Genomic DNA, 25,614 nt, shown 5'->3' with positions numbered 1-25,614 from the left:
CAATGATCCACCCGCTAACATACATACATCCGGACGCCAAAGTTGCGCCTAATGTAAAAATTGATCCATTTACCGTTATACATAAAAACGTGGAAATCGGTGATGGTACCTGGATAGGTTCCAACGTAACTATTATGGAAGGAGCCCGCATCGGCAGAAACTGCCGTATTTTCCCAGGTGCTGTTATTTCTGCCATCCCTCAGGATTTAAAATATGCGGGTGAAGAAACAACCGTAGAAATAGGCGACAATACCACTATCCGTGAATACGTAACCATTAACCGTGGTACCAAAGACAAATGGAAAACCGTTATCGGGAGTAATTGCCTGATCATGGCTTACAGTCATATTGCACACGATTGCGAAGTAGGTAACTACTGCGTATTTTCCAATAACACCACCCTGGCCGGACACATTACTGTGGGCGATCACGTAGTACTGGCAGGTATGGTGGCTATCCAGCAGTTTTGTAAAATAGGTGATCACGCCTTTGTAACCGGTGGTTCCATGGTGCGTAAAGATGTACCTCCTTTCGTAAAAGCTGCCCGCGAACCATTATCCTACGTAGGTGTAAATTCCGTTGGATTAAAGAGAAGAGGATTTTCCCTGGAAAAAATCAACTCTATCCTGGATATATACCGGGTGATATTTGTGAAAGGCTTTAAATTATCCAAAGCTATTAACATCATTGAAGCTGAATTTCCAGCCACCGATGAAAGAGATGAGATCCTGTCATTCATCCGTGAATCAGGTCGTGGTATTATGAGAGGCTATACTTCCCGCACCAATGACGATATCTCTTAACCAGGCAGGTAAGCGTTTTAACTACGACTGGATCTTCCGGCGTGTAACCCTCACCTTTAGTGAAGGACAACGTTACGCTATCCTGGGACCCAATGGTTCTGGCAAATCAACATTATTACAGGTTATCAGCGGTGCCATTCAACACAATGAAGGCACCGTTACCTATAGCACACCGGAAAAACCCATCGCTCCTGATGCGTTTTTCCGGTATTGTGCCATCGCAGCTCCTTACCTGGAGCTCATCGAAGAATTTACCCTCACAGAAATTATTCAATTTCATCAGCAGTTCAAAGATTTTCTGCCAGGCATAACCCCTGCCAGGGCCATGGAAATGGTAGGATTGGAAAAAGCAGCCAACAAACAACTCCGTAACTTTTCTTCCGGCATGAAGCAACGTATTAAGCTGGCGCTGGCCATCTTATCTGATGTACCCGTACTGTTACTGGATGAACCCTGCACCAACCTCGATGCTGCCGGCACCGCCGTGTATCAGCAACTCATTACTGAATATGGCGGCAACCGCCTTATCATCGTCAGCTCCAACGATGAACAGGAATACTTCATGTGCAAAGAGCATATTCATATTCAGGATTATAAATAAGAATTACGGATTACGGATTACGGATTACGGATTTGTGGGAGGATAGACAGATGTTGATCCTCTGTTCTTTATCTCCACAAATCCGTAATTCGTAATTCTTAATTCGTAATTTGTAATTTCTAAAATGCTAAATGCTATATGAAGACTGCCAGTAAGAAAGTGATCAATGGCTGGGCAATGTACGATTGGGCTAACTCGGTGTACAACCTCGTTATCACCACTACTTTTTTCCCTATCTATTTTTTAGCGGTTACCAAAGAACATGTTTCCTTCCTCGGAATGAATTTTGTCAACTCCGCGTTATACAATTACACCATGGCAGCGGCTTACCTGCTGGTAGCTGTCGCCTCTCCTATCCTCTCCTCCATTGCGGATACCAGGGGAAATAAAAAGAATTTCCTGCGCTTCTTTACTATCCTGGGGTCACTCTCCTGCAGTGCGCTTTTTTTATTCAATGGCGACCGGCTCATGCTGGGAGTCGTTTGTTTTATGCTTTCTACCGTAGGCTATTGCGGAGGATTGGTATTTTATAATTCCTATCTCCCGGAAATTGCCGCACCTGAAGACAGAGACCGGATCAGCGCCCGGGGCTTCAGTATGGGATACATTGGCAGTGTACTGCTGCAATTGCTGGGCTTTGCCCTGGTAGTACTGGGCCCTAAGCTGGGTATGGATGAAAGCTTACCGGTACGGATTACCTTCTTACTGGTAGGTGTGTGGTGGTTTGGTTTTGCACTGATTACTTTTGCCCGCCTCCCGGATAGCATCGGTACCATGACCAAACACACCGGTGGCGCATTGACAGAAGGATTTACGGAATTACGCAAAGTTTATGCACAGGTAAAACAGTTACCGGTGTTAAAAAGATTCCTGCGTGGCTTCTTCTTCTATAGCATGGGGGTACAAACCGTGATGATGGCGGCGACTATATTCGGGAGTAAAGTATTGCACCTGGAAGCCTCTATGCTGATCGTTACGGTAGTGATCATCCAGGTAGTGGCTATTGCCGGTGCATGGAGTATGGCCAGACTTTCTACCAGGTTTGGGAATCTGCGTGTATTGATTGGCGTTATATTACTCTGGATAGGCATTTGTGTAGCTGGCTATAAAATGCAAACCGCTATGCACTTCTATTTACTGGCCACCGCGGTTGGCCTGGTGATGGGAGGTATACAATCCCTCAGCCGTTCTACTTACGCCAAGCTGATGCCCGAGACCCAGGATACCACCTCATTCTTCAGTTATTATGATGTAACAGAAAAACTATCCATCGTTATCGGTATGTTTTCCTTTGCTTATATCGATGACCTGACTGAAGATATGCGGAACTCAGTACTGGCACTGGTCGTATTTTTCGTGATTGGATTGGTATTTATTATTTCTGCATTGCGCAAACAGAGACAAGCGGTTTAGTTATTAAATAATGTGGTTATTTGGATATTTGGTGCGCAGAATTGGGTAACTTTCTGCTACTAAATATCCAAATAACGAGTGTTATGAAATTATACACCATTGAAACAGGGTTCTTCAAACTGGACGGTGGCGCTATGTTTGGCGTAGTTCCCAAAACGATGTGGAATAAACTGAACCCGGCAGATGAAAACAACCTGTGTTCCTGGGCCATGCGCTGCCTGCTCATTGAAGATGGCAACCGTCTCATATTGGTAGACAATGGTATTGGCGATAAACAGGATGCAAAATTCTTTAGTCACTACTACCTGCATGGTGATGCCACGCTGGACAAATCCCTCGCGGCGCATGGCTTTCACCGGGATGATATTACCGATGTATTCCTGACACATCTCCATTTCGATCATTGCGGTGGCAGCATTATCAGACAAGGCGATAAACTGGTGCCTGCTTTTAAAAATGCCATATACTGGAGTAATGAAGATCACTGGAAGTGGGCGACTCAGCCTAACGACCGGGAAAAAGCATCTTTCCTCAAAGAAAATATTCTGCCGATACAGGAAAGTGGTCAGCTGAAATTTGTGGATCACCTGGAAGGTGTTTCCTTTGCAGATAACATTTCTATCCGGTTTGCCAATGGTCATACCGATGCCATGATGCTGCCACAAATCAACTACAAAGGAAAAACCATTATATACATGGCAGACCTGCTGCCTTCCATCGGGCACATCCCACTTCCCTACGTGATGGCATATGACATGTTTCCGCTAAAAACGCTGCAGGAAAAGAAAAGCTTTTTACAGGAGGCCACTGATAAACAATACGTATTGTATTTTGAACATGACCCTGTAAATGAATGCTGTGTGTTGCAACAAACCGATAAGGGCATCCGGGCAGGTGAAACTTTTGCATTACGTGACCTGTAGGCCCCTGTCAGTCTGTCACAATTTATGCTGCTGCATTATATTTGATAGAAGAGGGTATGGCTATACACATAACAACAGATAATAAATTGAAAAAACTGATCGTTGTGGGCGACCGCGTGCTCATTAAGCCTACTACTCCCCACGATCGCACCAGCAGCGGATTATATCTGCCACCCGGCGTGCAGGAAAGAGAGAAAGTACAGCGTGGCTATGTTATTAAAACAGGTCCGGGCTATGCTATTCCAGTACCGGCAGATACCGATGAAGCCTGGAAACCGGAAGAAGAGAAGGTAAAATATATCCCGCTACAGGTAAAAGAAGGCGATTTAGCCATTTTCCTGCTCAGTGGTTCTACAGAGGTAGTATACGGAGAAGAAAGCTATTATATAGTGCCGCAGGGGGCTATTTTAATGCTGGAACGGGAAGAAGATCTGTAAAACAATCTTACCTCTTCATAAAATAAAAAATCTGCTACCAACATAGCAGATTTTTTATTTTATGAAGAGGGCGTATCTACGAAGATTTATATTCCAGGATATCTGCCGGCTGACATTCCAGTACCCGGCAGATTTCTTCCAACGTTGAAAAGCGCACTGCTTTTGCTTTACCACTTTTCAGTATACTAAGATTGGCCATCGTAATGCCTACCCGTGCACTCAACTCCGTGAGCGACATTTTCCTTTTCGCCAGCATCACATCCAGATTTACGATTATTGCCATGATATGTTTTAAATAGTCAATGCTTCTTCCTCTTTCAAAATTACGGCTCTTTCGAATACCGCGGCCAATACATAAATAACGAGGCTGGACATCAACAATTCCCAGGAGGAACACACGATGGTCATTAGCTTATTGAAAATAGTAAGGCGCAGATTTACCCCTAGCACATCACTTGTAATAATCAATGAAAAAATAATTTTAGTTAGTATGAGTGCCACTAAAACAGATAGAATCCGTTTTAAGCTTACTAAGTTTTTTCGACAAATAATTTCCCTGTTCGAAGTTCCTCCCACCAGTTTATAAAGAAAAAAAGCCATTACCAGGTATAGTATACCCAGGATGATATATTGCACCAACATGGCCCCGACCATTGGCGAATTATCCCCGCTGAAAGTGATTCCCAACTTAGAGATCTGAATGAACGTCATTATCACAGCAAGCACACCAATCAAAGTGGAGATAAGTATTGCTATTTTTAAAGGCAGCGGCGAAGATTTGATTTTCATTGCGATTAAATTTATAATTCAAACCTACATTTAATTTATCGAAAATCAAAATAAATATATCGTTTATTGATAAAAACTAAACGATAAACAGGAACGGAAGCAAGGATAATAATTTGAGGCTCAACCGCTAGCCGCTTTTTATTATCTTCATAAAAAAAATACGTCATGGCCAATCAGGATGCATTTCTGGATTATATCAAAAGCGGCTATACATTTCAAGGCGAGCATTTCAAACTCGGCTGTGCCATGTTGAACGGAGAAGTAGTAACCGGTGCAGATGTATTCCTTCCTCTTAAAACCCTCAATCGTCACGGACTGATTGCAGGTGCTACCGGTACAGGTAAAACCAAAACCTTACAGGTAATTGCAGAAGGGCTCAGCGATGCCAGCGTACCGGTATTGCTGATGGATATTAAAGGGGACCTGAGTGGCATTGCAGCAGCAGGCACTGCTAACCCTAAGATAACAGAGCGTTACCAGAAAATTGGTGGTACCTGGAGCCCGGCAGCCTATCCTTCCGAACTGCTATCGCTCAGCCAGGAAAAAGGCGTGCGTTTGCGTGCAACCGTCAGCGAATTTGGCCCTATTCTCCTATCCAAGATCCTGGAACTGAATGACACACAAGCCGGACTGGTAGCCATGTTGTTCAAATACTGCGATGATAACAAGCTGCCTTTACTGGATCTGAAAGATTTCAAAAAGGTATTACAATATGCCAGTGATGAGGGCAAGGCTGACCTGGAAAAAGATTATGGTAAAATATCTACTACCTCTACGGGAACCGTGCTGCGTAAGGTAATAGAACTGGAACAACAAGGTGCTGCTTTGTTTTTCGGAGAGAAGTCATTTGAAGTGGATGACCTCATGCGCATCAGTGATGATGGCCGTGGTATCATCTCTATCCTGCGCGTAAATGATATACAGGACCGTCCCAAACTCTTCTCCACCTTCATGCTCAGCCTGCTGGCAGAATTATATGCCACCCTGCCGGAAGAAGGTGACCTGGACAAACCCAAGCTGGTGATGTTTATTGACGAAGCACACCTGATCTTCAATGAAGCCAGTGATGCCCTGCTCAAACAAATAGATACGATCATAAAACTGATTCGTTCCAAAGGTGTTGGCATTTTCTTCTGTACCCAAAATCCAATGGATGTTCCTGCATCTGTATTAGGACAGCTGGGGCTTAAAGTACAGCACGCACTGCGTGCCTTTACTGCCAACGACCGCAAAACAATCAAACAAACAGCTGAAAACTATCCGCTATCAGATTTCTATAAAACGGATGAACTGATTACACAGATAGGTATAGGCGAAGCGCTTATTACCTGCCTGAATGAAAAAGGGGTACCTACTCCCCTCGCCGCCACCATGTTGGTATCTCCGAGATCGCGCATGGATGTATTAACGACCGCAGAAATTGACGGCCTCGTTACCAATTCCAAACTGGTGAAAAAATACAGCCAGGAAATTGACAGCGAAAGCGCCTACGAAATATTGACGGCCAAGCTGCAGGAGGCGGCAGATAAAACAGCAGCGCAGGAAGCCCCCAAAGCTGCCGGGAAACAAAAAGAAGAAAAAGGTTTCCTGGAACAGGTAATGGACAGCTCAGCAGCACGACAGGTAGGTCGTACAGCCGCCAACGTTATCACCCGCAGTTTACTCGGCGCCCTCGGACTGGGTGGCCGCAGCAGTAAAAGCAAAAGCTGGTTTTAATTATGCAACAGGCAGCCATACGCTGCCAGCTTACATCAATATATAAAGAGTATGAGTAGAATTATTAAAACGGGCGTATGCTCGTACGGCATGTCCGGGCAAATCTTTCATGCCCCGTTCCTGCATGTGAACCCGGGATTTGAATTTACAGCGGTAGTAGAAAGAAGTAAAAACCTGGCGCAACAACGCTATCCTAACGTTAAAGTATATACGAGCGTTGAGGATATGCTGGCCGACAAAGACCTGGAACTGATTGTGGTAAACACACCCAATTATACCCACTTCGATTACGTGAAAGCAGCACTGGAAGCAGGGAAGAACGTAATTGTGGAAAAGCCTTTTACCGTACACGCCAAAGACGGAGAAACCCTCGCGGCATTAGCAGCGGAAAAAGGTTTATTGCTGAGCGTATACCACAACCGCCGCTACGACAGCGACTACAAAGTAGTGAAACAGGTACTTCAATCCGGCCAGCTGGGCGACGTACTGGAAGCTGAAATACATTATGACCGCTTCAAGGAAGAACTGAGCTATAAGAAACATAAAGAATTAGGTGGTCCTGGTACCGGCGCCCTGTATGATCTCGGCTCTCACCTGATCGATCAGGCCATTACCCTCTTTGGTATGCCGAAATCCGTGTTCGCTGATATCCGCGTCATCCGCAAAGACTCTGTAGTAGACGATTACTTTGAACTGGTACTTTACTATGAGCACCTGCGTGCACGTGTTAAATGCAACTACCTTGTACGTGAAGCCCTGCCCGCTTATCAGCTGCATGGCCGCATCGGCTCCTTTATCAAAACAAAATCAGATATCCAGGAAGCCCAGCTGCAGAGAGGTCTGTTCCCGAACAGCCCTGACTGGGGTGCAGAAGCGCCGCATGAGTGGGGACTGTTACATACTGAAATAGATGGTAAAGTAGTGAAACAGTTTATTCCAGGCGGTAGTGGTAATTACATGGATTATTACCAGGGTATCTACGAAGCATTGGTAAATAAAGCCGCAAACCCGGTGCCACCGCAGGATGCTATTAAAGTAATCAGGGTGATTGAAGCTGCCTTTGAAAGCAGTAAAGAAGGGAAAGTTGTTGCTTTATAATAAAGCCTTTTCATAAGCTGCCCGCGCGTGTATCAACCATTGATACACGCGCTTTTTTTTAACTGACGGTAGATAACCTGCCCGCGTCATCCCTTATAACGAGGCCTTCTTCATTGAGGAATTGCAATACTTCCATCAGGTCACTGCGCTTTACTTCCGGCATTTTACTTTGCAACAGGCTAAACAGCAACGGCTGTTCCTGCAGGAAGCTAATAACGGTATCGGATATACGCTTAAAGGTAGCAGCATCCATGGGCTGGGCTTTCTTCTTTAAACAAATATCACAAACACCACAATTGGCAATTTCCTTCTCTCCGAAATAGGCCACTATTTGTTGTGTGCGGCAGGTACTACGGTTACGGGCATACGCAAACATTGCTTCCAGCCTGTCTGCATATACTTTTTTCCTTACCTCCACCCTGGCCATATTAATACGTAATTGTTGTGATGATACACGCTCCTGTAAAAAGCACAACTGTGGCTCATCCCGACGTGGTTGATATTTCAGGATCCCATACTGATGCAATTGTTGCAGCTGTGCCGCAATATCATCATCCTCCATCAGCATAATGCGGCCTATCTGTCTTTCGTATATAGGTACCGCGTTATCAAAAATACCTTCATAGGTACGTAGCAGGGTTTTGATAATTTCTTCCAATGCCGGATATGCACTTTCAAATTCATACAGGGATTCCTTGTTGGTAACAAATTCCGCGCGGGAGGGCAGGAATACGCTTTCGCTCAGCTGCAGCACGCCTTCCTGTTCCAGCAGTTTCACGGCGCTATAGGTAATCGTAAGGTTCAGCTGAAAAGTGCGGGCAAAATCATTGATATCAAAATCGAAATACATACCTTCTGCACTACCCACAGGTACCTGCAGGTAGTTAACGATACCCTGGTATACTTCGCGGATCTGCTCCAGTGTAGGGAATTGCAACGCAATTCGTTCCTGCATGTCCGCTAGTTCTTCTTCATTATACAGCAGCACAGCGTATGCTTTCTGTTCATCACGACCTGCACGGCCGGCCTCCTGGTAGTAGGCTTCCAGGCTATCAGGCATATCATAATGCACCACTATGCGCACATCCGGTTTATCTATACCCATACCAAAGGCATTGGTACATACCATGATGCGCGTTTCGTTATTAATCCACGCTTCCTGCCTTGCGGCGCGTTCTGCCTGTGGCAGTCCTGCATGGTAAAAGCTGGCCGGAATCCCTTGTAATTCCAGCAGGGAGGCTATTTCTTTGGTGCGTTTACGGTTGCGGCAATACACGATACCGCAGCCAGGTACCCGATCCAGGATATGTTTTACTTTGTCAATTTTAGTGGCTTCTTCCAGCACGCTGTAGGAGAGGTTGGCACGCGCAAAGCTTTTGGTAAACACTTTGGCATCCTTCATCAGCAGCTTATCGCAGATATCCGTTTGCACCTTAGGGGTAGCAGATGCGGTCAGTGCCAGCACGGCGGCTTCCGGGAAAAAACTGCGTATATCCGCAATCTGCAGGTAGGCCGGACGGAAGTCGTAGCCCCACTGAGAAATACAATGTGCTTCATCTACTGCTATCAGGCTTACCGGTAAACCATCACAATAAGTCTGAAAAAGTTTGCTGAGGAGTCTTTCAGGAGACACATACAAAAACTTGCATCCACCGCGACGGGCCGCTTCCAGGACTCTTTCCACCTCTTTGTACTGCATCCCTGAATAAATAGAGTAAGCCGTAATACCTCTCTTTTTGAGGTTGGCTACCTGGTCTTTCATGAGGGCAATAAGCGGTGTAATCACCAGGCACAAACCTGGTTTCATCATTGCCGGCACCTGGAAGCAAATAGATTTTCCACCACCCGTAGGTAACAGTGCCAGTGTATCTTGTCCTGCCAGTATGGAGTCTACAATATCTTCCTGTAGTGGTCGGAACTGGTCGTATCCCCAGTATTGCTGTAATATGGCGACGGGCGTATTCAAATAAAAATTTAATGGTTATTGCGAAGATAGCTATTAGCCGTTAGCTATTAGCTTTTAGCCTTTAGCTTTTAGCAAAATGCAGCGGAGATAAACATATATACTATGTTCTCCGCTGCATTTTGCTAAAAGCTAAAAGCTAATAACTAACCGCTACTTTCTTATACCGCAGGCGAATAGAATTCACGGCAAGCACGACATCTGATAGTCCCATGATACCGGCGCCCACAATGGGGTTCAGGAATCCAAGGGCAGCTACCGGGATCGCTACTACGTTATAAATGAATGCCCAGAAAAGATTCTGTTTAATAGTCAGGTAGGTATGTTTTCCCAGGCCCAATGCCAGCGGCAGAGTGCCCAGGTTATTATTCAGCAGTACTACGTTGGCGCTTTGCATAGCTACCTGGGTAGCATCGCTGAGCGAAATACCGATAGTGGCTTTGGCCAGTGCAGGAGCATCATTGATACCATCTCCTACCATAGCGGTAGGTGCGGTTTTCATGAGTGCATCAATTTTCTGTAGTTTCTGTTCCGGCGACTGCTCCGCATATACTTCTGTGATGCCCAGCTTTTCCGCCAGTTCCTGGCATTTGCGGGTGGTGTCACCACTCAGCAGAATGGATTTGATGCCGGATTGCTGCAGCTGTGCTACTACCGTGGCGGCTTCGGGCCTTATCTCATCGGTGAAATTGATCCAGCCGGCCAGCTGACCGTTTTTAATGAGGTACAGGTTATGACTATCATCAGTTGTTAAACCAGCGGCCATGCGGAAGGAACCTAGCTGCCATTCATTTCCGGCTTTATCGCTGGCGCGCATACCCAATCCCTTATGCTCCCGCACCTGCTGCAAAGGCAGTTCCCCGGCTGATTTCCAGATAGCCGCGATGGAGCGGGCAATAGGGTGAGAGGAATATTTTTCGAGACTGTAAACCACCTGTTTAAAGGCTTCTTCCGGCATATCAAAAAAGTGATATTCTCCCAGTTGTAGCTTCCCGGTAGTGAGGGTCCCTGTTTTATCAAATACTATCTGGCGGATGTCCTTAAACATTTCCAGTGTATGGCCGCCTTTAATCAGGATACCATTGCGGGCTGCACGGCCCAGACCTACCATCACGGCGGCTGGTGTAGCCAATCCCATAGCACATGGACAGGAAATTACCAGCACGGCTACACTCCGCATTATAGCGGTAGCCAGGGTAGTATGTCCGATAAAATACCAGCCCAGGAAAGTTACTGCTGCAATACCCAACACCAGTGGTACGAATATGGCGCTAATACGGTCCGCCAGCTTCTGCATAGGTGGCTTATCGGCCTGCGCCTGTTTCACCAGCTCTATAATATAGGAAAGCACCGTATCCTTACCTGTGGCGGTGATAAATACCTTGATACTGCCATCTTCCAACAGTGTACCGCCTATGACTTTATCCTTTTCTTTTTTGCTGACAGGGGTGCTTTCGCCCGTGATCATGGATTCGTTGGCATGACCGCTTCCCCAGTAGATGGTACCATCCATAGGGATTTTATCGCCGGTATTTACCAGCACACAGTCGCCGGTACGGAGGGTCCGGTTATCTACTTCATGAATATGTTCATGACCGTGATCGGTGTTGATAAGCCTCGCGGTGGTAATCTGCATACGGGCCAGGTTCGAAATGGCGCTGGTGGTTTGTTTTACGGATTTCTCCTCCAGCATATTTCCCAGGAATACCAGGGTAATGATGGCAGCGGTAGTTTCGTAAAACATATAATCGGGGTTGCCATAAACCACGGTGCCTACAAAGCTGTAGCCAAAAGCGGCGGTAGCACCCAGGGTTACCAGCACGTCCATATTGGCCATGCGGTTTATCAGGGAGCGTACAGCACTACGGCCAAAATGCCACATCCCCGTCAGGTACACCGGCAATGTAAGCCCAAATTGTACCCAGGGCTGATGTAGCCAGGGCCAGCTTACCCACATATGCAACAGCAGGGGCAATGTAAATATGAGACAAAAAACAAATTTGAATGTCAGGGTGGTATATATCTTCCGCTCTGTGGGTTTATCTTCCGGCAGTATTACCCGATATCCCATCTGGGTAATGCCGTTGAGCACTTCCTGGGAATCCGCCCCCGCAGGCGCGGTAAAATGTACCTCCTCTGTGGCGAAGCTGACGCTTACGTCCTGCATACCTTTTTTTTCCAGGTATTTGGAAACGCCGAGTGCACAACTGGTGCAATGCATTCCTTCTACCTTGCAACTTACTGGTGTCATCTGACATCTTTCCTCCTGGTTACAAAGTTATCAGTTGCGGACTTAGATAAGATAAATATTAATGCAACAAAGAAGCAGAAAGCGGAAAGGAAAAAGCAAAAAGCTATTGCCTGGAAGATTTACGTGAAAATCATCCGCTACGGTAGCTTTTTGCTTTTTCCTTTCCGCTTTCTGCTTATTTTTGGGGATGCAATGGACATTTACGCTGGATCAATTACCCGAAACAGCCCGGCAATTCTGGGAATATTTTGCTGACAAACAGGTATTTACGCTGGACGGCCCTATGGGAGCCGGAAAAACCACGCTGGTAAAGGCTTTATGTGCAGCTAAAGGAGTGGAAGATGCTACTGCCAGTCCCACTTTTTCCATCATCAACGAATATGCTTACCATGATGCGCAGGGGCAGCCACGCCGCATTTTCCACCTGGACCTGTACCGGCTGAAAGATGAAGACGATGCCATTAGTGCCGGCGTAGAGGACACCCTCTACCAGGATGCCATCAGTTTTGTGGAATGGCCGGAAGTGGTGGCACATATGTTACCCCCGGATACCATACATCTGCAACTGGAAGTACAACCGGATCAAAAAAGGGTACTGCGCGAAATCGCTTCCTCTCTCAAATGATGTATCTTTGAATACTTCGATTTAAAAAAACTGAACACGCATATGGAGCAAAGGCAAAAACCTGTAGTAAGTGCTGGCTTTACCTATTCACCACTGGAAGAAACGTTGGATATTCCCCAGAAAAATTCCCGTTTGTTTATAGGTATTCCTAAGGAAACATCTTTCCAGGAAAACCGGATAGCCCTTACGCCCGATGCAGTCAGCATTTTAGCGGCACACGGACACCACATAGTAGTAGAACATAAGGCTGGTGACGGATCTCACTATTACGATACCGACTATTCAGAAGCCGGGGCAGAAATCGTGTATGATAAAAAGGAAGTCTTCAAAGCGGAGATCATCGTAAAATCCGCTCCCCTGAATGATGAAGAAATAGAATTACTGCATCCCCACCAGATCATCATCTCTCCTATTCACCTCGCCGCGCTGAAAGCGCCACAGGTAGAGAAAATGATGGAAAAGCGCATTACGCTGTTATCTTTTGAAAACCTGAAAGATGATGCCGGCACTTATCCGATTGTAAGGGCGATGAGTGAAATAGCCGGAGGCGCTTCCATGCTTATTGCAGGACAATATCTCAGCAATGACAACAAAGGAAAAGGTATCCTGCTGGGAGGTATTACCGGTATCCCACCTACCAAAGTGGTGATCATAGGCGCTGGTATTGTGGGCGAATTTGCTGCCCGCACCGCGCTGGCACTGGGATCTTCTGTAAAAGTATTTGATAACAACATCTACAAACTGAAAAGGCTGCAGAACAATATCGGGGTACGTGTATTCACCTCCGTTATTCAGCCAAAGGTATTGGCTGAGCAGCTGCGTAATGCAGATGTAGCTGTAGGTGCTTTATCTTCACAGAGTGGACGTACCCCCATCGTGGTGAGCGAATCCATGGTCAGCAATATGAAGGCCGGCTCCGTGATTGTAGATGTGAGTATTGATCGCGGCGGTTGTTTTGAGACCTCTGAAATCACGACTCACGAAAACCCGGTCTTTAAAAAGTACGATGTAGTACATTACTGCGTACCCAATATTCCCTCCGGATTTGCCCGTACCGCTTCCGAAGCTATCAGCAATGTGCTGATGCCTTTACTCGTGGAAGCTGCTGACGATGGCGGATTTGAAAACCTGGTATGGATTAAGCGAGGTGTACGTAATGGTATTTACCTGTATAAAGGCGCACTGACCAACTACCACCTGAGCGAGAAATTTAAATTGAAATATACCGACCTGGAACTGCTGCTGGCAGTGAAAGGATAACGATATTACTATACATAAAAATGCCGTGGGGATAGATTCTCCACGGCATTTTTATGTATAACCCAACACCTATACTTCCAGGGTATACCCCATCAGGATAGCTGCGATAATAATAATACCTACTACAATTCTGTAGTAACCCCACATTTTAAATCCGTACTTTTTCACGGCACCGATAAAGAATTTAATAGCCCCCAGTGCTACCACAAAAGCCACGATGTTACCAATCAACAGGAGTTTCAGGTTATCAGGATGGGCCATCAGCAACTCTTTTCCTTTCAGCAGTTTATAGCCGGTAGCAGCTGCCATGGTAGGTACTGCCAGGAAAAAGGAGAATTCTGCCGCCACGCTGCGGGAAAGCTTTTGCTGCATACCGCCAATAATAGAGGCCGCACTGCGGCTGGTACCCGGAATCAGGGCCAGACACTGATAGAAGCCAATACGCAAAGCGGTAAAGATGTCTATTTTTTCTTCTGTCAGAATAGTAGGTTCTTTAAACCAGTTATCTACAAACAGCAGCACAATACCGCCTAAGAGCAGCATCACACCTACGGTAAGCGGACTTTCCAGCAGGGCATCTATCTTTTTGCTCAAAAGGAAACCCAAAATCAGCGCGGGGACAACTGCTACCGCCAGTTTGAAGTAAAAGCTTAAACGGTTTTTATCGAATACCAGGAATTTTTTCCAATAGAATACCACTACTGCCAGGATAGCGCCCAGCTGAATCACCACTTCAAATAGCTTGGTAAATTCATCTTTACCAATGCCCAGCAGTGCGCTTACAATAATCATATGACCGGTGGAAGAAATAGGCAAAAATTCTGTTAGCCCCTCCACAATGGCAATGATAATAGCTTGAAAAACGTTCATCGAATTTAATATGGTTAAAAGTGAAAAAAAAAGCGATGATTGCTCATCGCTGTAAGAATACTTTTATAGGAACAAATTATGCATTCGTTTTTGGACGGCGCATAATAGCATATACTTCCACCAGCAGACCCAGCACAATTACGATTGGGGCCAGGGTAATTCTGCGGAAACTATATACCTGCTCTGGTTTAAAGCTGTTGGGATCATTAGAGTCGCCTCCCATCATCAGGAAAAAACCCAGTATAATCACCACAATACCGGCCAGCATAAATTTGTAATTCTCTTTTGGGAAAATAGGGCGGCTGTTGGCCAGTACTTCTTCTGTAACAGGTGCATGTTTCGAAGCCGGGTTTGCGCTTGTTTTAGCCATAGTGTTTGGTATTATATATCTTCAGTTAAAGATGTTAAATTAATAAAGATCGTCCAGTTTCAGGCGCAGGTACTTCATCACGGAGCGATGTGTGCTCACCAGGGAAATACAGATCCCGATCAGGATCATGCCTATAAACATAAATGCAATCATCAGATTATCACGTAAACCGGCCAGTTCAGGCAGCAACTTATCTGCCAGCGACATAATGCCGATCAGTCCTGCTATGGCAATCAGTGCTGCAATAGCCCCATTGGCAATGCTGCGCAGATCGAATGGTTTGGCAATAAACCAGCGGGTAGCTCCCACCATTTGCATGGTTTTAATGAGGAACCTGTTGCTGAACATAGCCAAACGGATGGTATTATCTATCAGGAAAATTACCACCAGACATAACAGGCCGCTTATGATCAATATGATCAGGCCTATCCTGTTAACGTTTTCATTCAGTTTGCTCACCAGCATACGCTGGTAGGAAATTTCCCTTACAATGCTTTGCTGCGACAGGTTATTTTCAATAATCTTCAAGCTGTCGTTGTTAACATAATTGGCGTTGGCCTTTATGTTAATGCTGCTGTAGAGCGGATTGTATTGCAAAAGGGTGATAAAATCCTCCCCGAAATCCTTTTTAAAACGTTGGGCGGCCATGTCCTTGGACACATACTCAATGGACTTGATGTACGGTTTGTGGGCCATGGAATCGCGTAGTGCCAGTGCCTGGCTTTCTTTAACATTATCTCTCAGAATGACCTGTACCTCAATGCTTTCCTTAAAATACACGCTTAACTTATTTGCATGTATTACCACCAGACCCAGTGTGCCCAGTAAAAACAATACCAGTGCTACACCAATGATGGAGTACAGGTAGGATGGTTTCGACTTCTTTGCTGATGATTTCCCGGATTGCGCCATTAATCTGCAGTTTATCGGCGAAAATAATAAAAATTAGTAGTTATGTGTTTAATTTTGCCAACCCGATCAGGTAATACCCCCAATCCGGGCAATAGAATGGCAATATATAGAGATGTTGGGGAATGACATTGGTGTATTAATGAATTTAACATTATTTTGCTGAACAGGCATTATTACAATTTTATAAATTATAACTGATAACGCCTTAATGACCGGATGTATTGTTATATCCGGCCTAATTAAGGTCCATCTACAACCGATATGGAATACAATTTCAGGGCAATCGAAAAAAAATGGCAGGAACAGTGGGAGCAATCGCATGCTTACCGCGTTAGCAATGACAGTCCAAAGCCCAAATGTTACGTACTGGACATGTTCCCTTACCCTTCCGGGGCGGGTCTTCACGTAGGACACCCTCTGGGATACATTGCAACAGACATTTATGCACGCTATAAAAGGCTAAAAGGCTTTAATGTACTACATACCATGGGGTATGACGCCTTTGGCTTACCTACGGAACAATATGCCCTCGAAACAGGTCAGCACCCTGCAGTAACTACTGAACAAAATATCAAAGCTTTCCGGGAACAACTGGATAATATCGGATTCTGCTACGATTGGGACCGGCAGGTAACCACCAGCGACCCTTCGTATTATAAATGGACACAGTGGATATTCCTGCAGATCTTCGAAAGCTGGTATAACCGTACCAGCCAGAAAGCAGAACCTATCAGCACCCTGGTGAATATTTTTGAGCAAGATGGCAATGCCGGCCATAGCTGCCCCGGTGACCGGACCATACAGTTCACCGCTACCCAATGGAAAAGCTATGCTGAAAAAGAACAGCGGGACATCCTAATGCAGTATCGCCTGGCTTACCTGGCACACGCCGAAGTAAACTGGTGTGCCGCACTGGGTACCGTACTCGCCAATGACGAAGTAGTAAACGGCGTGAGTGAACGTGGTGGCTTCCCGGTGGTGAAAAAGAAAATGAGCCAATGGTTCCTCCGTATCACCGATTACGCCAACCGCCTGCTGGAAGGACTCGAAACAGTATCCTTCAGCGATGCCATGAAAGAAATGCAGCGTAACTGGATTGGCAAAAGCCAGGGAGCAGAAATAAAATTTGCTGTAAAAAACTCCACCGAACACGTGGAAGTATATACCACCCGCCCCGATACCATCTTCGGTGTGGACTTCATGGTAGTGGCACCGGAGCATGATCTCGTAAAATTAATTACCACCCCGGAACAACAAGGCGAAATAGATAAATACCTCGACTACGTTCAAAGCCGCTCTGAGCGCGAACGTATGGCCGATGTAAAACAAATCACCGGCTGCTTTACCGGCGCCTATGCCATCAATCCATTTGATGGCCGCGAAATTCCGGTATGGATTGCGGAATATGTGCTGGCCGGCTACGGTACCGGCGCTATCATGGCAGTGCCATGTGGCGACCAGCGCGACTTTGGCTTTGCCAAACATTTCAATATCCCCATCACCAACATCATCGGCGATGCGTTTAACGGACAGGAAGCCAATCCCACCAAAGACGCCAAACTGCAAAACAGCGGTTTCCTCAATGGTATGGACATGAAGCCAGCCACCGACATCGTGATCAACAAGCTGGAAGAAATGGGTATCGGCAAACGCAAAATCAACTATAAAATGCGCGATGCCGGCTTTAGCCGTCAACGTTACTGGGGCGAGCCGTTCCCTATCCTGTACAAGGATGGTATTCCTTACGCCATGGACGAAAAAGACCTGCCGCTGGAATTGCCACATGTGGAAAACTATAAACCCGGCGCTGAAGGGGAAGGCCCGCTGGCCAACATCACCGACTGGGTGAATGTAGCCCCCGGCGTAAAACGCGAAACCAACACCATGCCCGGATATGCAGGTAGCAGCTGGTATTTCCTCCGCTACATGGATCCGCATAATACACACACCTTCGCTGACCGTAAAGCCACCGACTACTGGAACCAGGTAGATGTATATGTAGGCGGTACCGAACACGCCGTAGGTCACCTGTTGTACTCCCGCATGTGGACCAAAGTACTGTACGATCTGGGACATATTGGTTTCCAGGAACCGTTTAAGTCGCTGATCAACCAGGGTATGATTGGTGGTAGCTCAAGATTGGTGTACCGCGTTCGTGGCACCCACCAGTATGTTTCTGTTGGATTAAAAGATCAGTACGAAACAGATGAGCTGCATGTGGACGTGAATATTGTAGATGGCGTAGAACTGGATACCGAAGCATTTAAAAAGTGGAAACCTGACTTTGCAGATGCTACCTTCATTCTCGAAGACGGCAAATACCTCTGTGGCGTACAGCTGGAAAAAATGAGTAAGCGTTTATTCAATACCGTTAATCCAAATGACCTGGTAGAGAAATACGGTGCTGATACTTTCCGCATGTACGAAATGTTCCTGGGCCCGGTAGAACAGTCCAAACCATGGGATACCAAAGGCATTGAAGGTGTACACCGCTTCCTCAAAAAACTGTGGCGCCTGTTTGCAGACGAGCAAAAAGGTATCCTGGTAAATGAGCAGGCTCCTACTCCGGAAGAACTGAAAATATTGCATAAATCTATCCAGAAAATAGATCACGATACTTCCAGCTTCTCCTATAACACTGCTGTAAGCCAGTTTATGATCTGTGTAAATGAACTCGCTACCATGCGCTGTCACAAACGCAGCATACTGGAACCATTGCTGATATTGCTGACACCATATGCACCACACTTATGCGAAGAACTGTGGCAGTATGTAGGCAACAATGAAAGCATCCTGAATGCACCTTACCCGGTATTTGATGAACAGTACACCAAAGAAAGTGCGTTCAATTATCCGATCGCCATTAACGGTAAAACCCGCTCTGAAATAGGCTTTTCGCTGGACGCTGCTATTCCTGATATGGAGAAGGAAGTACTGGCCAACGAGGTAGTACAGAAATGGCTGGAAGGAAAAGCGCCAAAGAAAGTAATTATTGTAAAAGGTAAAATGATTAACGTAGTAATTTAATCACTGCGCGAATCTTTAAAATATAAAGGCTGTCCTGCAGGACAGCCTTTATATACTACTTCATCTTATTAAATAAAGCGTTCAGAGATGCTTATAACTAGCCCTTATAAAGGGTCATCATCACAATAAAAAAAGTGATTGCCACACAGGTAAAAATTCCTCCGGAAATAAGCAATGCTTTACCTGTTTGCCGGTACTCCGTAAACAACAATGCCAAACCACCAATGAAGTAGCCGGCAAGTATAAGTTTAAGTAATGCAGGCAGCACCTCCGGTGCCCCAAAATCGCCGAATATTAATATCCCCAGGCTAACTATGGGTATCAATGTAAACAGCAATACCTGCTTTAAATACTTATTCATAGGTTGTATTTTATATATAAAATCAGCCCCCATATGGAATACGGACAATTTTCAGAAAAAGATAAATACATACTACTATCCCTAAAATAACACCGGCAGCTATAAAGAAAACATTACTCCATAACGCATACTTAAAATGGGACAGCACCATACCAGCCACTGCGTAGACAACTACCAGCAGCAATGCACAAACACCTGCGGCTTTCATGCCGTAACCATCCAACATACATAAAAACAGCAGGAAGATCAGGGGTATTAATGTAATCACCAATACCCAAATAACAGCTTTATTCATTACTATTTGTTAATGAAAATTCATTCCACTCAGTAACAGCCCACAGGTAGAAAACCCTACCAGTAAAATGATACCAGCCGATAATAACATCACTTTCCCGATATGTTTACTCTCTGTCAACAACAGTATCAGGCCAATAAGAACATAGGCTCCCGATACTATCAGCATCAGCACCCCAGCAGCAAGCATACCATCCTCACCATTAAAGCAAAGAATTAAAAACAGCAATAGTGGTATGCCGGTAAATAGCAATACTTCTTTGAAAGTTTTAGTCATATTTATACAATTGGAGTGAATTCACGTTCCTTCTGTAATTCCTTTAAATATGCTTCTTTATCATCTCTGTAAAACAGGTTCATGGTTTCAAAAGGAATGATGCGTCCATCTTTATGTACAATATGTACACATGATTTTTTGATGGCACGTACGTCAAAATCATAGGCATCTAAAAAGCGCATGATAACGATGCGGAATAAATTCGTATAGTCGAGGCCGGGAGCCTGCACCTGTGGCAGACAGCAAAGCAGAGACTGCATATCATTCACAGCAGCATCAGTAGAGATGCCGGTACTGAATATATTCAGCACGTGTTGATGCAGCCTTTCATCCTGTTCGTATACGATGGTATTTTTGGAGTTATTCAGCAATACAGTAGGATCTACGTAGCGTGTCAGCGGGAATACTTCGCCGTCTATTTTTAATGCATAAGCCATAGCCAGTGCATCGGGATTACAAGGCACCGGTATAATGTCGTTGGCTTTCCAGATAGGCGACTGTTCCAGGATACGTTGCCGTACTTCTGTTAATGTGATACGATCTGTAGCCGGATCAAAATCGTCGGTGCGCCCAGCCACCTGTACCGGCTGAAAGGTAACACCACGCACGCAAGGCTGCTTGATAGCGTAGTCAATGATAGCTCCCATTTCATCATCATTCTGTCCTTTCTGCAGGGTAACCACCAGCGTAGTACTAAGACCAGCTTCGTTCAGATTTTCGATCGCCTGTTTCCTTACCTCTGTCAAATCCTTTCCACGCATACGTTCCAGCACCTCCGGTTTAAAAGAGTCGAATTGAAGATATACTTCAAAGTCCGGCTGATAGGTAGCAAGTCTGGCGGTAAATTCTTTATCCTTTGCGATGCGCACCCCATTGGTGTTAATCATGAGGTGACGGATAGGCTTACGTTTGGCAATATCCAGTATTTCAAAAAACTGCGGATGAATAGTTGGTTCGCCGCCGCTGAGTTGAATCACATCTGGTTGTCCTTCGTTGGCCACAATGATGTCCAGCATCTGCTCAATTTCTTCCAGCGTGCGGTGCCGCCCATAATGCGGTGACGACATAGCGTAACAGGTAGGACAGGTCAGGTTGCAGCGATCTGTTACTTCAATCACCGTTAAGCAGGAATGCTGTTCATGATCCGCGCACAAACCGCAATCATAAGGACAGCCATAATGTGTGCTGGTATTGGTTTTAAGCGGCGCTTCCGATGGCTTGTTGTAGTTACGTGTATTTTTATAATAGTCGATATCTGTAGCAATCAGTACTTTCTCTTTTCCATGATGCGGACAATGCTTGATCATGAAAACTTTTCCGTCTTCAAATATCACCTTCGCATCTACACGGCGTAAACAGGTACTACAGATACTCAGTGTAAAATCGTAGTAGGTGTAATTTTTTTCAGGCATACTGCTTTTGAATTAGTCGTGATGGAAAAAGGATGGTTGGTAAATAATAGCATAATCCGGCCAAACAGGCCAGTTGTATAGATCCGAGGCCAAATGCAAAACGGTAGCCGGGTTTAATAAAGTCCAGCAGGAAGCGAAATAAGAGATAGGCGATCATGAAAAGTTTGAACCGACCTCCATTTACCAGGGGCCAGCGTCGGCTGATAAAAGCCAGTACCTGCCATAATGCTATCAGGAAAATAATTTCATAGAGAGATACCGGATGCCGGAGTAAGCCATCGCCCAGGTTCATGCCCCAGGGCAATGAAGTGGGTAAGCCATAGGTTTCTTCATAAACACCCATGGAAAAACAGCCTATCCTGCCAATGATCATCGCCAGTATCAACGGATAAACAAACAGGTCACCGGTAGAATGTCGTTCACCGATAGCTTTCTTGATAAGCTCTACCCCTGCCAGTCCGCCGAGTAGCCCACCTACGATAGTTTTATTCTGGTAGATGTATAACAACACATTATTAGCCTTCAGCAGGTCGGACGGGTTCTCCATAGACCCTAACAGGCGGCTGCCGAACAAGGCGCCGAAAATAGCCCCTATAATAGCCCATACGCGGTTGTTATTATCTATCCCGTCGCCTTGTTTCTTCCGCAGGTACACAAAATAGCGGAAGCCAATAAACATGCCCAGCGTTTCCGTAACCGCGTGCAGCGGCAGGTGTAAGGAAAACAAATTGATATATACGGGGAACTGCAAAGGGCGATCATTATTTAATCCACAAATTAATATTTATATTTAGACGAACGTCAAGCACAAAAAATATGTTACAGGAGGTTTTAAAGAAGTATCAGTCAACCTTCAAGCCGGTGATACCGCTTTTAGGAGAAAATGAGTCCCTGCTGGTAATGGATTTTACGGCAAACAATACTACCCTCACTAAAAACATACTGCAGGATATCAACAAGTTCAGCAGGTATATTGACAATACCCTTGCTCAAAGTGGTTGCCGGTTAGGCATTGGCGGTTATGCAGAGCACCGTACCATTTATGCGGTAAGTCCTCATTTTGATGCCGGGGAAGAGCCCAGAAGGCTGCACCTGGGCATAGATGTATGGGGAGAAACAGGTACGAAGTTATATGCACCTATGAACGCCCATGTACACAGTTTCCGCTTTAATGACCATTTCGGCGACTATGGCGCCACTATCATTTTGCAGCATCAGCTGGATGGCTATACCTTTTACACCCTGTACGGACATCTCAGCATCTCCAATCTGCAGGGATTGTACGAAAATATGCCCGTCACCGCCGGACAGCCGCTGGCGCATTTTGGCACGCCCTCAGAAAATGGTGGCTGGCCACCGCATCTGCACTTTCAGCTGATCGAAGACATGCAGGGCTTCCGGGGCGATTATCCCGGTGTATGCCGTTATACTGAAAAAGAAAAATACCTGCAAAACTGCCCTGATCCCGATGTTATTCTGCAACTGAACCAGTACACGCATTAACCGGACATAAAAAGCTGTTGCTTTATTTGCAAACAAAGAATCCTCCGCATTCTCAGGTAATGCTGTAACACCCGATGAATATCATTCAAAATAAAATCGTACCTCTCCTTTACTGACTGCTCTTTTTATTAAAACTTATAGAAGTATTGATTTCATTGGTTTTATATGCAGAGAAATTTTTCATATCTAATAATACATATACGTGGAGATAGTTGCCCCTTGGAGCTATACTATTTTTTGTACATTTAGCCAATCAACCGGGAAATGGATTCTTCTGCGACTACTGACATCACACATTGGGAAGCACTACAACAAGGCAGTCAACAAGCCTTTGCTACTATATATGACCGTTCCTTTCAACGGTTATATGAGTATGGCATCCGTTTGCATCCGGATGAGGACCTCGTAAAAGACGCTATACAAGAGCTTTTCATTAAATTATGGACCAATAGGGATACCCTCAGTACCGCTGTGAATCCACGCCCATACTTATTGATATTGCTTCGCAGCACCATCTATAACCGGCTGCGCCCACGAAAAAATGCCATCCTTATTTCTTTCGATCAGGAACAACATGGTTTCCTGGCATACTTCTCCGCAGCATCTGCCTATATCGGGAAAGAACAACTACAGCCGCAACACCAGCGGTTGTTAAATGCTTTGAATCAGCTGAATGCCCGGCAAAAGGAAATATTATATCTCCGATATTTCGAAGAGCTGGACTATGAAAGCATTGCAGCTATGATGAACCTGTCTGTAAAAGGCGCCTATAAGCTCGCTGCCCGCGCCTTACAAAACATGCGCGATATCCTGCAGGTATCCGCAGCGGTACTCATTATACTCCTCGCCAATTTCCGTATGGAAATGATGAAATAGTAAATTGTCGGCTATTCATTAGGTTTTAAAGCAGCAGATACTATTTTTACGCAGTAAAATTTATTTGGTATGAGAAAAGTATTGCTGTCAGGTCTTTGCTGCCTGATGATGGGCACAATGGCGGCGCAGGTTCCGTTGAAGGTGATGACGTTTAATATACGCTATAATAATCCGGACGATAGCTTAAATGGCTGGCCTCACCGTAAAGATAAAGTAGCTTCAGAAGTATTGTTCTATGGCGCCAATACGGTAGGTGTACAGGAAGCCTTACAAGATCAGATGCAGGACCTGCGACAACGGCTACCCGCCTATAAAAGCATTGGCGTAGGCAGAGATGATGGTAAAACGAAAGGAGAATATGCGGCTATCTTTTACGATACCACACGTTTGCAATTGCTGAACAGCCAAACATTCTGGCTATCAGAAACGCCCACTGTTGCGGGTAAAATAGGCTGGGATGGCGCCTGTACCCGTATTGTTACCTGGGGTAAATTCAGAGATAAAAAAACAAAGAAAGTATTTTTCCACTTCAATACACACTTCGACCACATGGGCAAAATTGCACGCCGGGAAAGTGCTAAATTCCTGCTACAACAGGTACATGCCCTGGCTGGCAATACACCCGCAATCGTTACCGGCGACTTCAATGCCATCCCATCAGATGAGCCCATTCAGATCATTATGAATTCAAATGATCCATTGCACCTGACAGATAGTAAAGCTATCAGCCAAACGCCACATTTCGGCCCCGTAGGCACTTTCAACGGATGGAATATTGCGGAAAGGGAAAACCAGCCTATCGATTATATTTTTCTGAAAGGAAAATTCAATATACTAAAGCATGCCAGCATTTCTGAAACCTGGGAGGGAAGATATGCGTCGGATCATTTTGCTGTATACGCAGAGGTGATCATTAACTAATAGCAACGGGTGTATCAGCCTGTTTGATACACCCGTTGACAATGAAGCTTAGTCGTGAGTGTGTTCTACAGACATACTGTTTTCCAGTGCATCCACCACCTTGTTATGGAGGTTGCCATTTACATCAATACTGATCTGTAATTTGCCACTGCTAAAGGAGCCTGTAAAGTCGCCGATCTGCAGTTTGGTCAGAATCAGGTCCATGGAGATTTTCAGGGAACCTTTCCAGTCAATCTTCGTGTCAGTAACTACTACATCCTTTCCTTTGGCCATCAGTTCAATCCGGCCGGAGAGCAGAATTTCTACCGGGATCTTTTTGCTTTCCCAGGTAATAAAACCTTTCAGTCTTACTGCCGGATCTTTCTTATCCCCTTCTACTCTGGCATACACTTTTACCTGTTGGTAAGTGCCTTTAGGAATCTTGATGGCGCCCAGTACAGCAGGTACCTTTTTCAGGTCTATCTGCCGGTCTGTTTTCAATTTAAATTCCAGTTCATCTTTGCCGCGCTTTGCATCAAAGCGGATTTCTCTCAAACGTGCCGTAGCAGTGTCCCAGGTAATGTCGAAACCACCAGGTGCTGCTTTGGCCATCGCTGCATCTCCGGTGAGAGCAGATAAGCGTCCTGAAGCATCCGGTGATAACGTGGAAGTTTGATTGACTGTTGAAATTTCGTAGTTCACACTGGCTACGTCCGAGTTGTCAATTGGTTGTTGTGGATCTGGTCCGGCCATATCCTTGTTGGAACAAGAAGATAGCAGGATAGTAGCAATGCCGACAGCACCGCAGAATTGTAGGATTCCGGTTTTCATTATCGATATGGTTTTTAATGACTAATGGGGATATTCTTATGGTAAATTTAATAAAGAAATTGGGAAAACAAATGCATTCACTGTTAATTTAAAAAGAATGAT

At 45.4% G+C, this 25,614-nt stretch carries 26 protein-coding genes; 13 read left to right on the top strand and 13 right to left on the bottom strand.

From position 1 onward, the window contains the following. Window positions 1-2: 2 nt before the first annotated feature. The 5 genes from lpxA to AB4Z08_RS24990 all read left to right on the top strand — a co-directional run bounded on the left by lpxA (window position 3) and on the right by AB4Z08_RS24990 (window position 4,177). Entirely contained in the window at window positions 3-803 is an 801-nt protein-coding gene (gene lpxA / locus AB4Z08_RS25010; protein WP_441576517.1) for an acyl-ACP--UDP-N-acetylglucosamine O-acyltransferase, read from the top strand. Then, on the top strand, window positions 787-1,404 hold the full coding sequence (locus tag AB4Z08_RS25005; RefSeq protein ID WP_441576516.1) for an ABC transporter ATP-binding protein: 618 nt from the start codon (window positions 787-789) through the stop codon (window positions 1,402-1,404). Before lpxA ends, AB4Z08_RS25005 begins: the two co-directional genes overlap by 17 nt. Before the next feature lie 138 nt (window positions 1,405-1,542). After that, window positions 1,543-2,817: an MFS transporter gene (locus AB4Z08_RS25000; RefSeq protein ID WP_441576515.1), complete on the top strand. Its 1,275-nt coding sequence runs from the start codon at window positions 1,543-1,545 to the stop codon at window positions 2,815-2,817. Between the two features lie 83 nt (window positions 2,818-2,900). After that, on the top strand, window positions 2,901-3,740 hold the full coding sequence (locus AB4Z08_RS24995) for an MBL fold metallo-hydrolase (protein WP_441576514.1): 840 nt from the start codon (window positions 2,901-2,903) through the stop codon (window positions 3,738-3,740). Between the two features lie 56 nt (window positions 3,741-3,796). Continuing rightward, on the top strand, window positions 3,797-4,177 hold the full coding sequence (locus AB4Z08_RS24990; RefSeq protein ID WP_441576513.1) for a co-chaperone GroES: 381 nt from the start codon (window positions 3,797-3,799) through the stop codon (window positions 4,175-4,177). A gap of 76 nt (window positions 4,178-4,253) precedes the next feature. Here the strand turns inward: AB4Z08_RS24990 and AB4Z08_RS24985 are convergent, their stop codons facing one another. Together AB4Z08_RS24985 and AB4Z08_RS24980 are read right to left on the bottom strand one after the other, a co-directional pair. Further along, the gene (locus AB4Z08_RS24985) at window positions 4,254-4,460 is read right to left on the bottom strand and encodes a helix-turn-helix domain-containing protein (RefSeq protein WP_441576512.1); all 207 of its coding nucleotides are present in this window, start codon (window positions 4,458-4,460) and stop codon (window positions 4,254-4,256) included. 8 nt (window positions 4,461-4,468) lie between these two features. Further along, a complete protein-coding gene (locus AB4Z08_RS24980; RefSeq protein ID WP_441576511.1) occupies window positions 4,469-4,966 on the bottom strand; it encodes a hypothetical protein in 498 nt (165 codons plus the stop codon). Between the two features lie 165 nt (window positions 4,967-5,131). Between AB4Z08_RS24980 and AB4Z08_RS24975 the strand changes: the two genes are divergently transcribed. Together AB4Z08_RS24975 and AB4Z08_RS24970 are read left to right on the top strand one after the other, a co-directional pair. Beyond that, entirely contained in the window at window positions 5,132-6,682 is a 1,551-nt protein-coding gene (locus tag AB4Z08_RS24975; protein ID WP_441576510.1) for a helicase HerA-like domain-containing protein, read from the top strand. A 51-nt stretch (window positions 6,683-6,733) separates the two neighbouring features. After that, window positions 6,734-7,780 (top strand): Gfo/Idh/MocA family oxidoreductase, encoded by a 1,047-nt coding sequence (locus AB4Z08_RS24970; RefSeq protein ID WP_441576509.1) that lies wholly within the window; start codon window positions 6,734-6,736, stop codon window positions 7,778-7,780. 58 nt (window positions 7,781-7,838) lie between these two features. On the opposite strand, the gene AB4Z08_RS24965 is transcribed toward AB4Z08_RS24970, so the two are convergent. Together AB4Z08_RS24965 and AB4Z08_RS24960 are read right to left on the bottom strand one after the other, a co-directional pair. Continuing rightward, window positions 7,839-9,746 carry a RecQ family ATP-dependent DNA helicase gene (locus AB4Z08_RS24965; protein WP_441576508.1) on the bottom strand — a complete coding sequence of 636 codons (1,908 nt, stop codon included), beginning with the start codon at window positions 9,744-9,746 and terminating at the stop codon, window positions 7,839-7,841. Window positions 9,747-9,882: 136 nt separating this feature from the next. After that, window positions 9,883-11,994, bottom strand: a complete 2,112-nt coding sequence (locus tag AB4Z08_RS24960; protein ID WP_441576507.1) for a heavy metal translocating P-type ATPase — start codon at window positions 11,992-11,994, stop codon at window positions 9,883-9,885. Window positions 11,995-12,181: 187 nt separating this feature from the next. Here AB4Z08_RS24960 and tsaE point away from each other — a divergent pair, with 187 nt between their 5' ends. Beyond that, entirely contained in the window at window positions 12,182-12,619 is a 438-nt protein-coding gene (tsaE, locus tag AB4Z08_RS24955) for a tRNA (adenosine(37)-N6)-threonylcarbamoyltransferase complex ATPase subunit type 1 TsaE (protein ID WP_441576506.1), read from the top strand. Window positions 12,620-12,661: 42 nt separating this feature from the next. Continuing rightward, the gene (locus AB4Z08_RS24950) at window positions 12,662-13,879 is read left to right on the top strand and encodes an alanine dehydrogenase (RefSeq protein ID WP_441576505.1); all 1,218 of its coding nucleotides are present in this window, start codon (window positions 12,662-12,664) and stop codon (window positions 13,877-13,879) included. A 69-nt stretch (window positions 13,880-13,948) separates the two neighbouring features. Here the strand turns inward: AB4Z08_RS24950 and AB4Z08_RS24945 are convergent, their stop codons facing one another. From AB4Z08_RS24945 to AB4Z08_RS24935, 3 genes are all read right to left on the bottom strand, one after another. Then, window positions 13,949-14,749, bottom strand: a complete 801-nt coding sequence (locus AB4Z08_RS24945; protein ID WP_441576504.1) for an undecaprenyl-diphosphate phosphatase — start codon at window positions 14,747-14,749, stop codon at window positions 13,949-13,951. A gap of 76 nt (window positions 14,750-14,825) precedes the next feature. Continuing rightward, entirely contained in the window at window positions 14,826-15,119 is a 294-nt protein-coding gene (locus AB4Z08_RS24940; RefSeq protein ID WP_441576503.1) for a DUF3098 domain-containing protein, read from the bottom strand. A gap of 39 nt (window positions 15,120-15,158) precedes the next feature. Continuing rightward, on the bottom strand, window positions 15,159-16,031 hold the full coding sequence (locus AB4Z08_RS24935) for a cell division protein FtsX (protein WP_441576502.1): 873 nt from the start codon (window positions 16,029-16,031) through the stop codon (window positions 15,159-15,161). A gap of 261 nt (window positions 16,032-16,292) precedes the next feature. Between AB4Z08_RS24935 and leuS the strand changes: the two genes are divergently transcribed. Continuing rightward, window positions 16,293-19,058: a leucine--tRNA ligase gene (gene leuS, locus AB4Z08_RS24930; RefSeq protein WP_441576501.1), complete on the top strand. Its 2,766-nt coding sequence runs from the start codon at window positions 16,293-16,295 to the stop codon at window positions 19,056-19,058. A 97-nt stretch (window positions 19,059-19,155) separates the two neighbouring features. Here the strand turns inward: leuS and AB4Z08_RS24925 are convergent, their stop codons facing one another. The 5 genes from AB4Z08_RS24925 to AB4Z08_RS24905 are packed head-to-tail and all read right to left on the bottom strand — an operon-like array spanning window position 19,156 to window position 22,153. Beyond that, the gene (locus AB4Z08_RS24925; protein WP_441576500.1) at window positions 19,156-19,419 is read right to left on the bottom strand and encodes a hypothetical protein; all 264 of its coding nucleotides are present in this window, start codon (window positions 19,417-19,419) and stop codon (window positions 19,156-19,158) included. Window positions 19,420-19,441: 22 nt separating this feature from the next. Continuing rightward, entirely contained in the window at window positions 19,442-19,714 is a 273-nt protein-coding gene (locus tag AB4Z08_RS24920; RefSeq protein WP_441576499.1) for a hypothetical protein, read from the bottom strand. Between the two features lie 9 nt (window positions 19,715-19,723). Further along, the gene (locus AB4Z08_RS24915; RefSeq protein ID WP_441576498.1) at window positions 19,724-19,990 is read right to left on the bottom strand and encodes a hypothetical protein; all 267 of its coding nucleotides are present in this window, start codon (window positions 19,988-19,990) and stop codon (window positions 19,724-19,726) included. 2 nt (window positions 19,991-19,992) lie between these two features. Beyond that, window positions 19,993-21,402 (bottom strand): radical SAM protein, encoded by a 1,410-nt coding sequence (locus AB4Z08_RS24910; protein WP_441576497.1) that lies wholly within the window; start codon window positions 21,400-21,402, stop codon window positions 19,993-19,995. Beyond that, complete coding sequence (locus AB4Z08_RS24905; protein ID WP_441576496.1) at window positions 21,395-22,153, bottom strand: prolipoprotein diacylglyceryl transferase; 759 nt, start codon at window positions 22,151-22,153, stop codon at window positions 21,395-21,397. Before AB4Z08_RS24905 ends, AB4Z08_RS24910 begins: the two co-directional genes overlap by 8 nt. A 65-nt stretch (window positions 22,154-22,218) precedes the next feature. On the opposite strand from AB4Z08_RS24905, the gene AB4Z08_RS24900 reads away from it, so the two are divergent. From AB4Z08_RS24900 to AB4Z08_RS24890, 3 genes are all read left to right on the top strand, one after another. Continuing rightward, a complete protein-coding gene (locus AB4Z08_RS24900) occupies window positions 22,219-22,905 on the top strand; it encodes a peptidoglycan DD-metalloendopeptidase family protein (protein WP_441576495.1) in 687 nt (228 codons plus the stop codon). A 264-nt stretch (window positions 22,906-23,169) separates the two neighbouring features. After that, the gene (locus AB4Z08_RS24895) at window positions 23,170-23,781 is read left to right on the top strand and encodes an RNA polymerase sigma factor (RefSeq protein ID WP_441576494.1); all 612 of its coding nucleotides are present in this window, start codon (window positions 23,170-23,172) and stop codon (window positions 23,779-23,781) included. Window positions 23,782-23,850: 69 nt separating this feature from the next. After that, a complete protein-coding gene (locus tag AB4Z08_RS24890) occupies window positions 23,851-24,702 on the top strand; it encodes an endonuclease/exonuclease/phosphatase family protein (RefSeq protein ID WP_441576493.1) in 852 nt (283 codons plus the stop codon). A gap of 48 nt (window positions 24,703-24,750) precedes the next feature. On the opposite strand, the gene AB4Z08_RS24885 is transcribed toward AB4Z08_RS24890, so the two are convergent. Further along, a complete protein-coding gene (locus AB4Z08_RS24885; RefSeq protein WP_441576492.1) occupies window positions 24,751-25,512 on the bottom strand; it encodes a hypothetical protein in 762 nt (253 codons plus the stop codon). Between the last annotated feature and the right edge of the window lie 102 nt (window positions 25,513-25,614).

Source organism: Chitinophaga sp. RAB17, from assembly GCF_052114225.1.
Taxonomy (GTDB): Bacteria; Bacteroidota; Bacteroidia; order Chitinophagales; family Chitinophagaceae; genus Chitinophaga.
The sequence above is the reverse complement of the archived record's forward strand: the minus strand, read 5'-3'. Positions and strand labels throughout refer to the sequence as shown.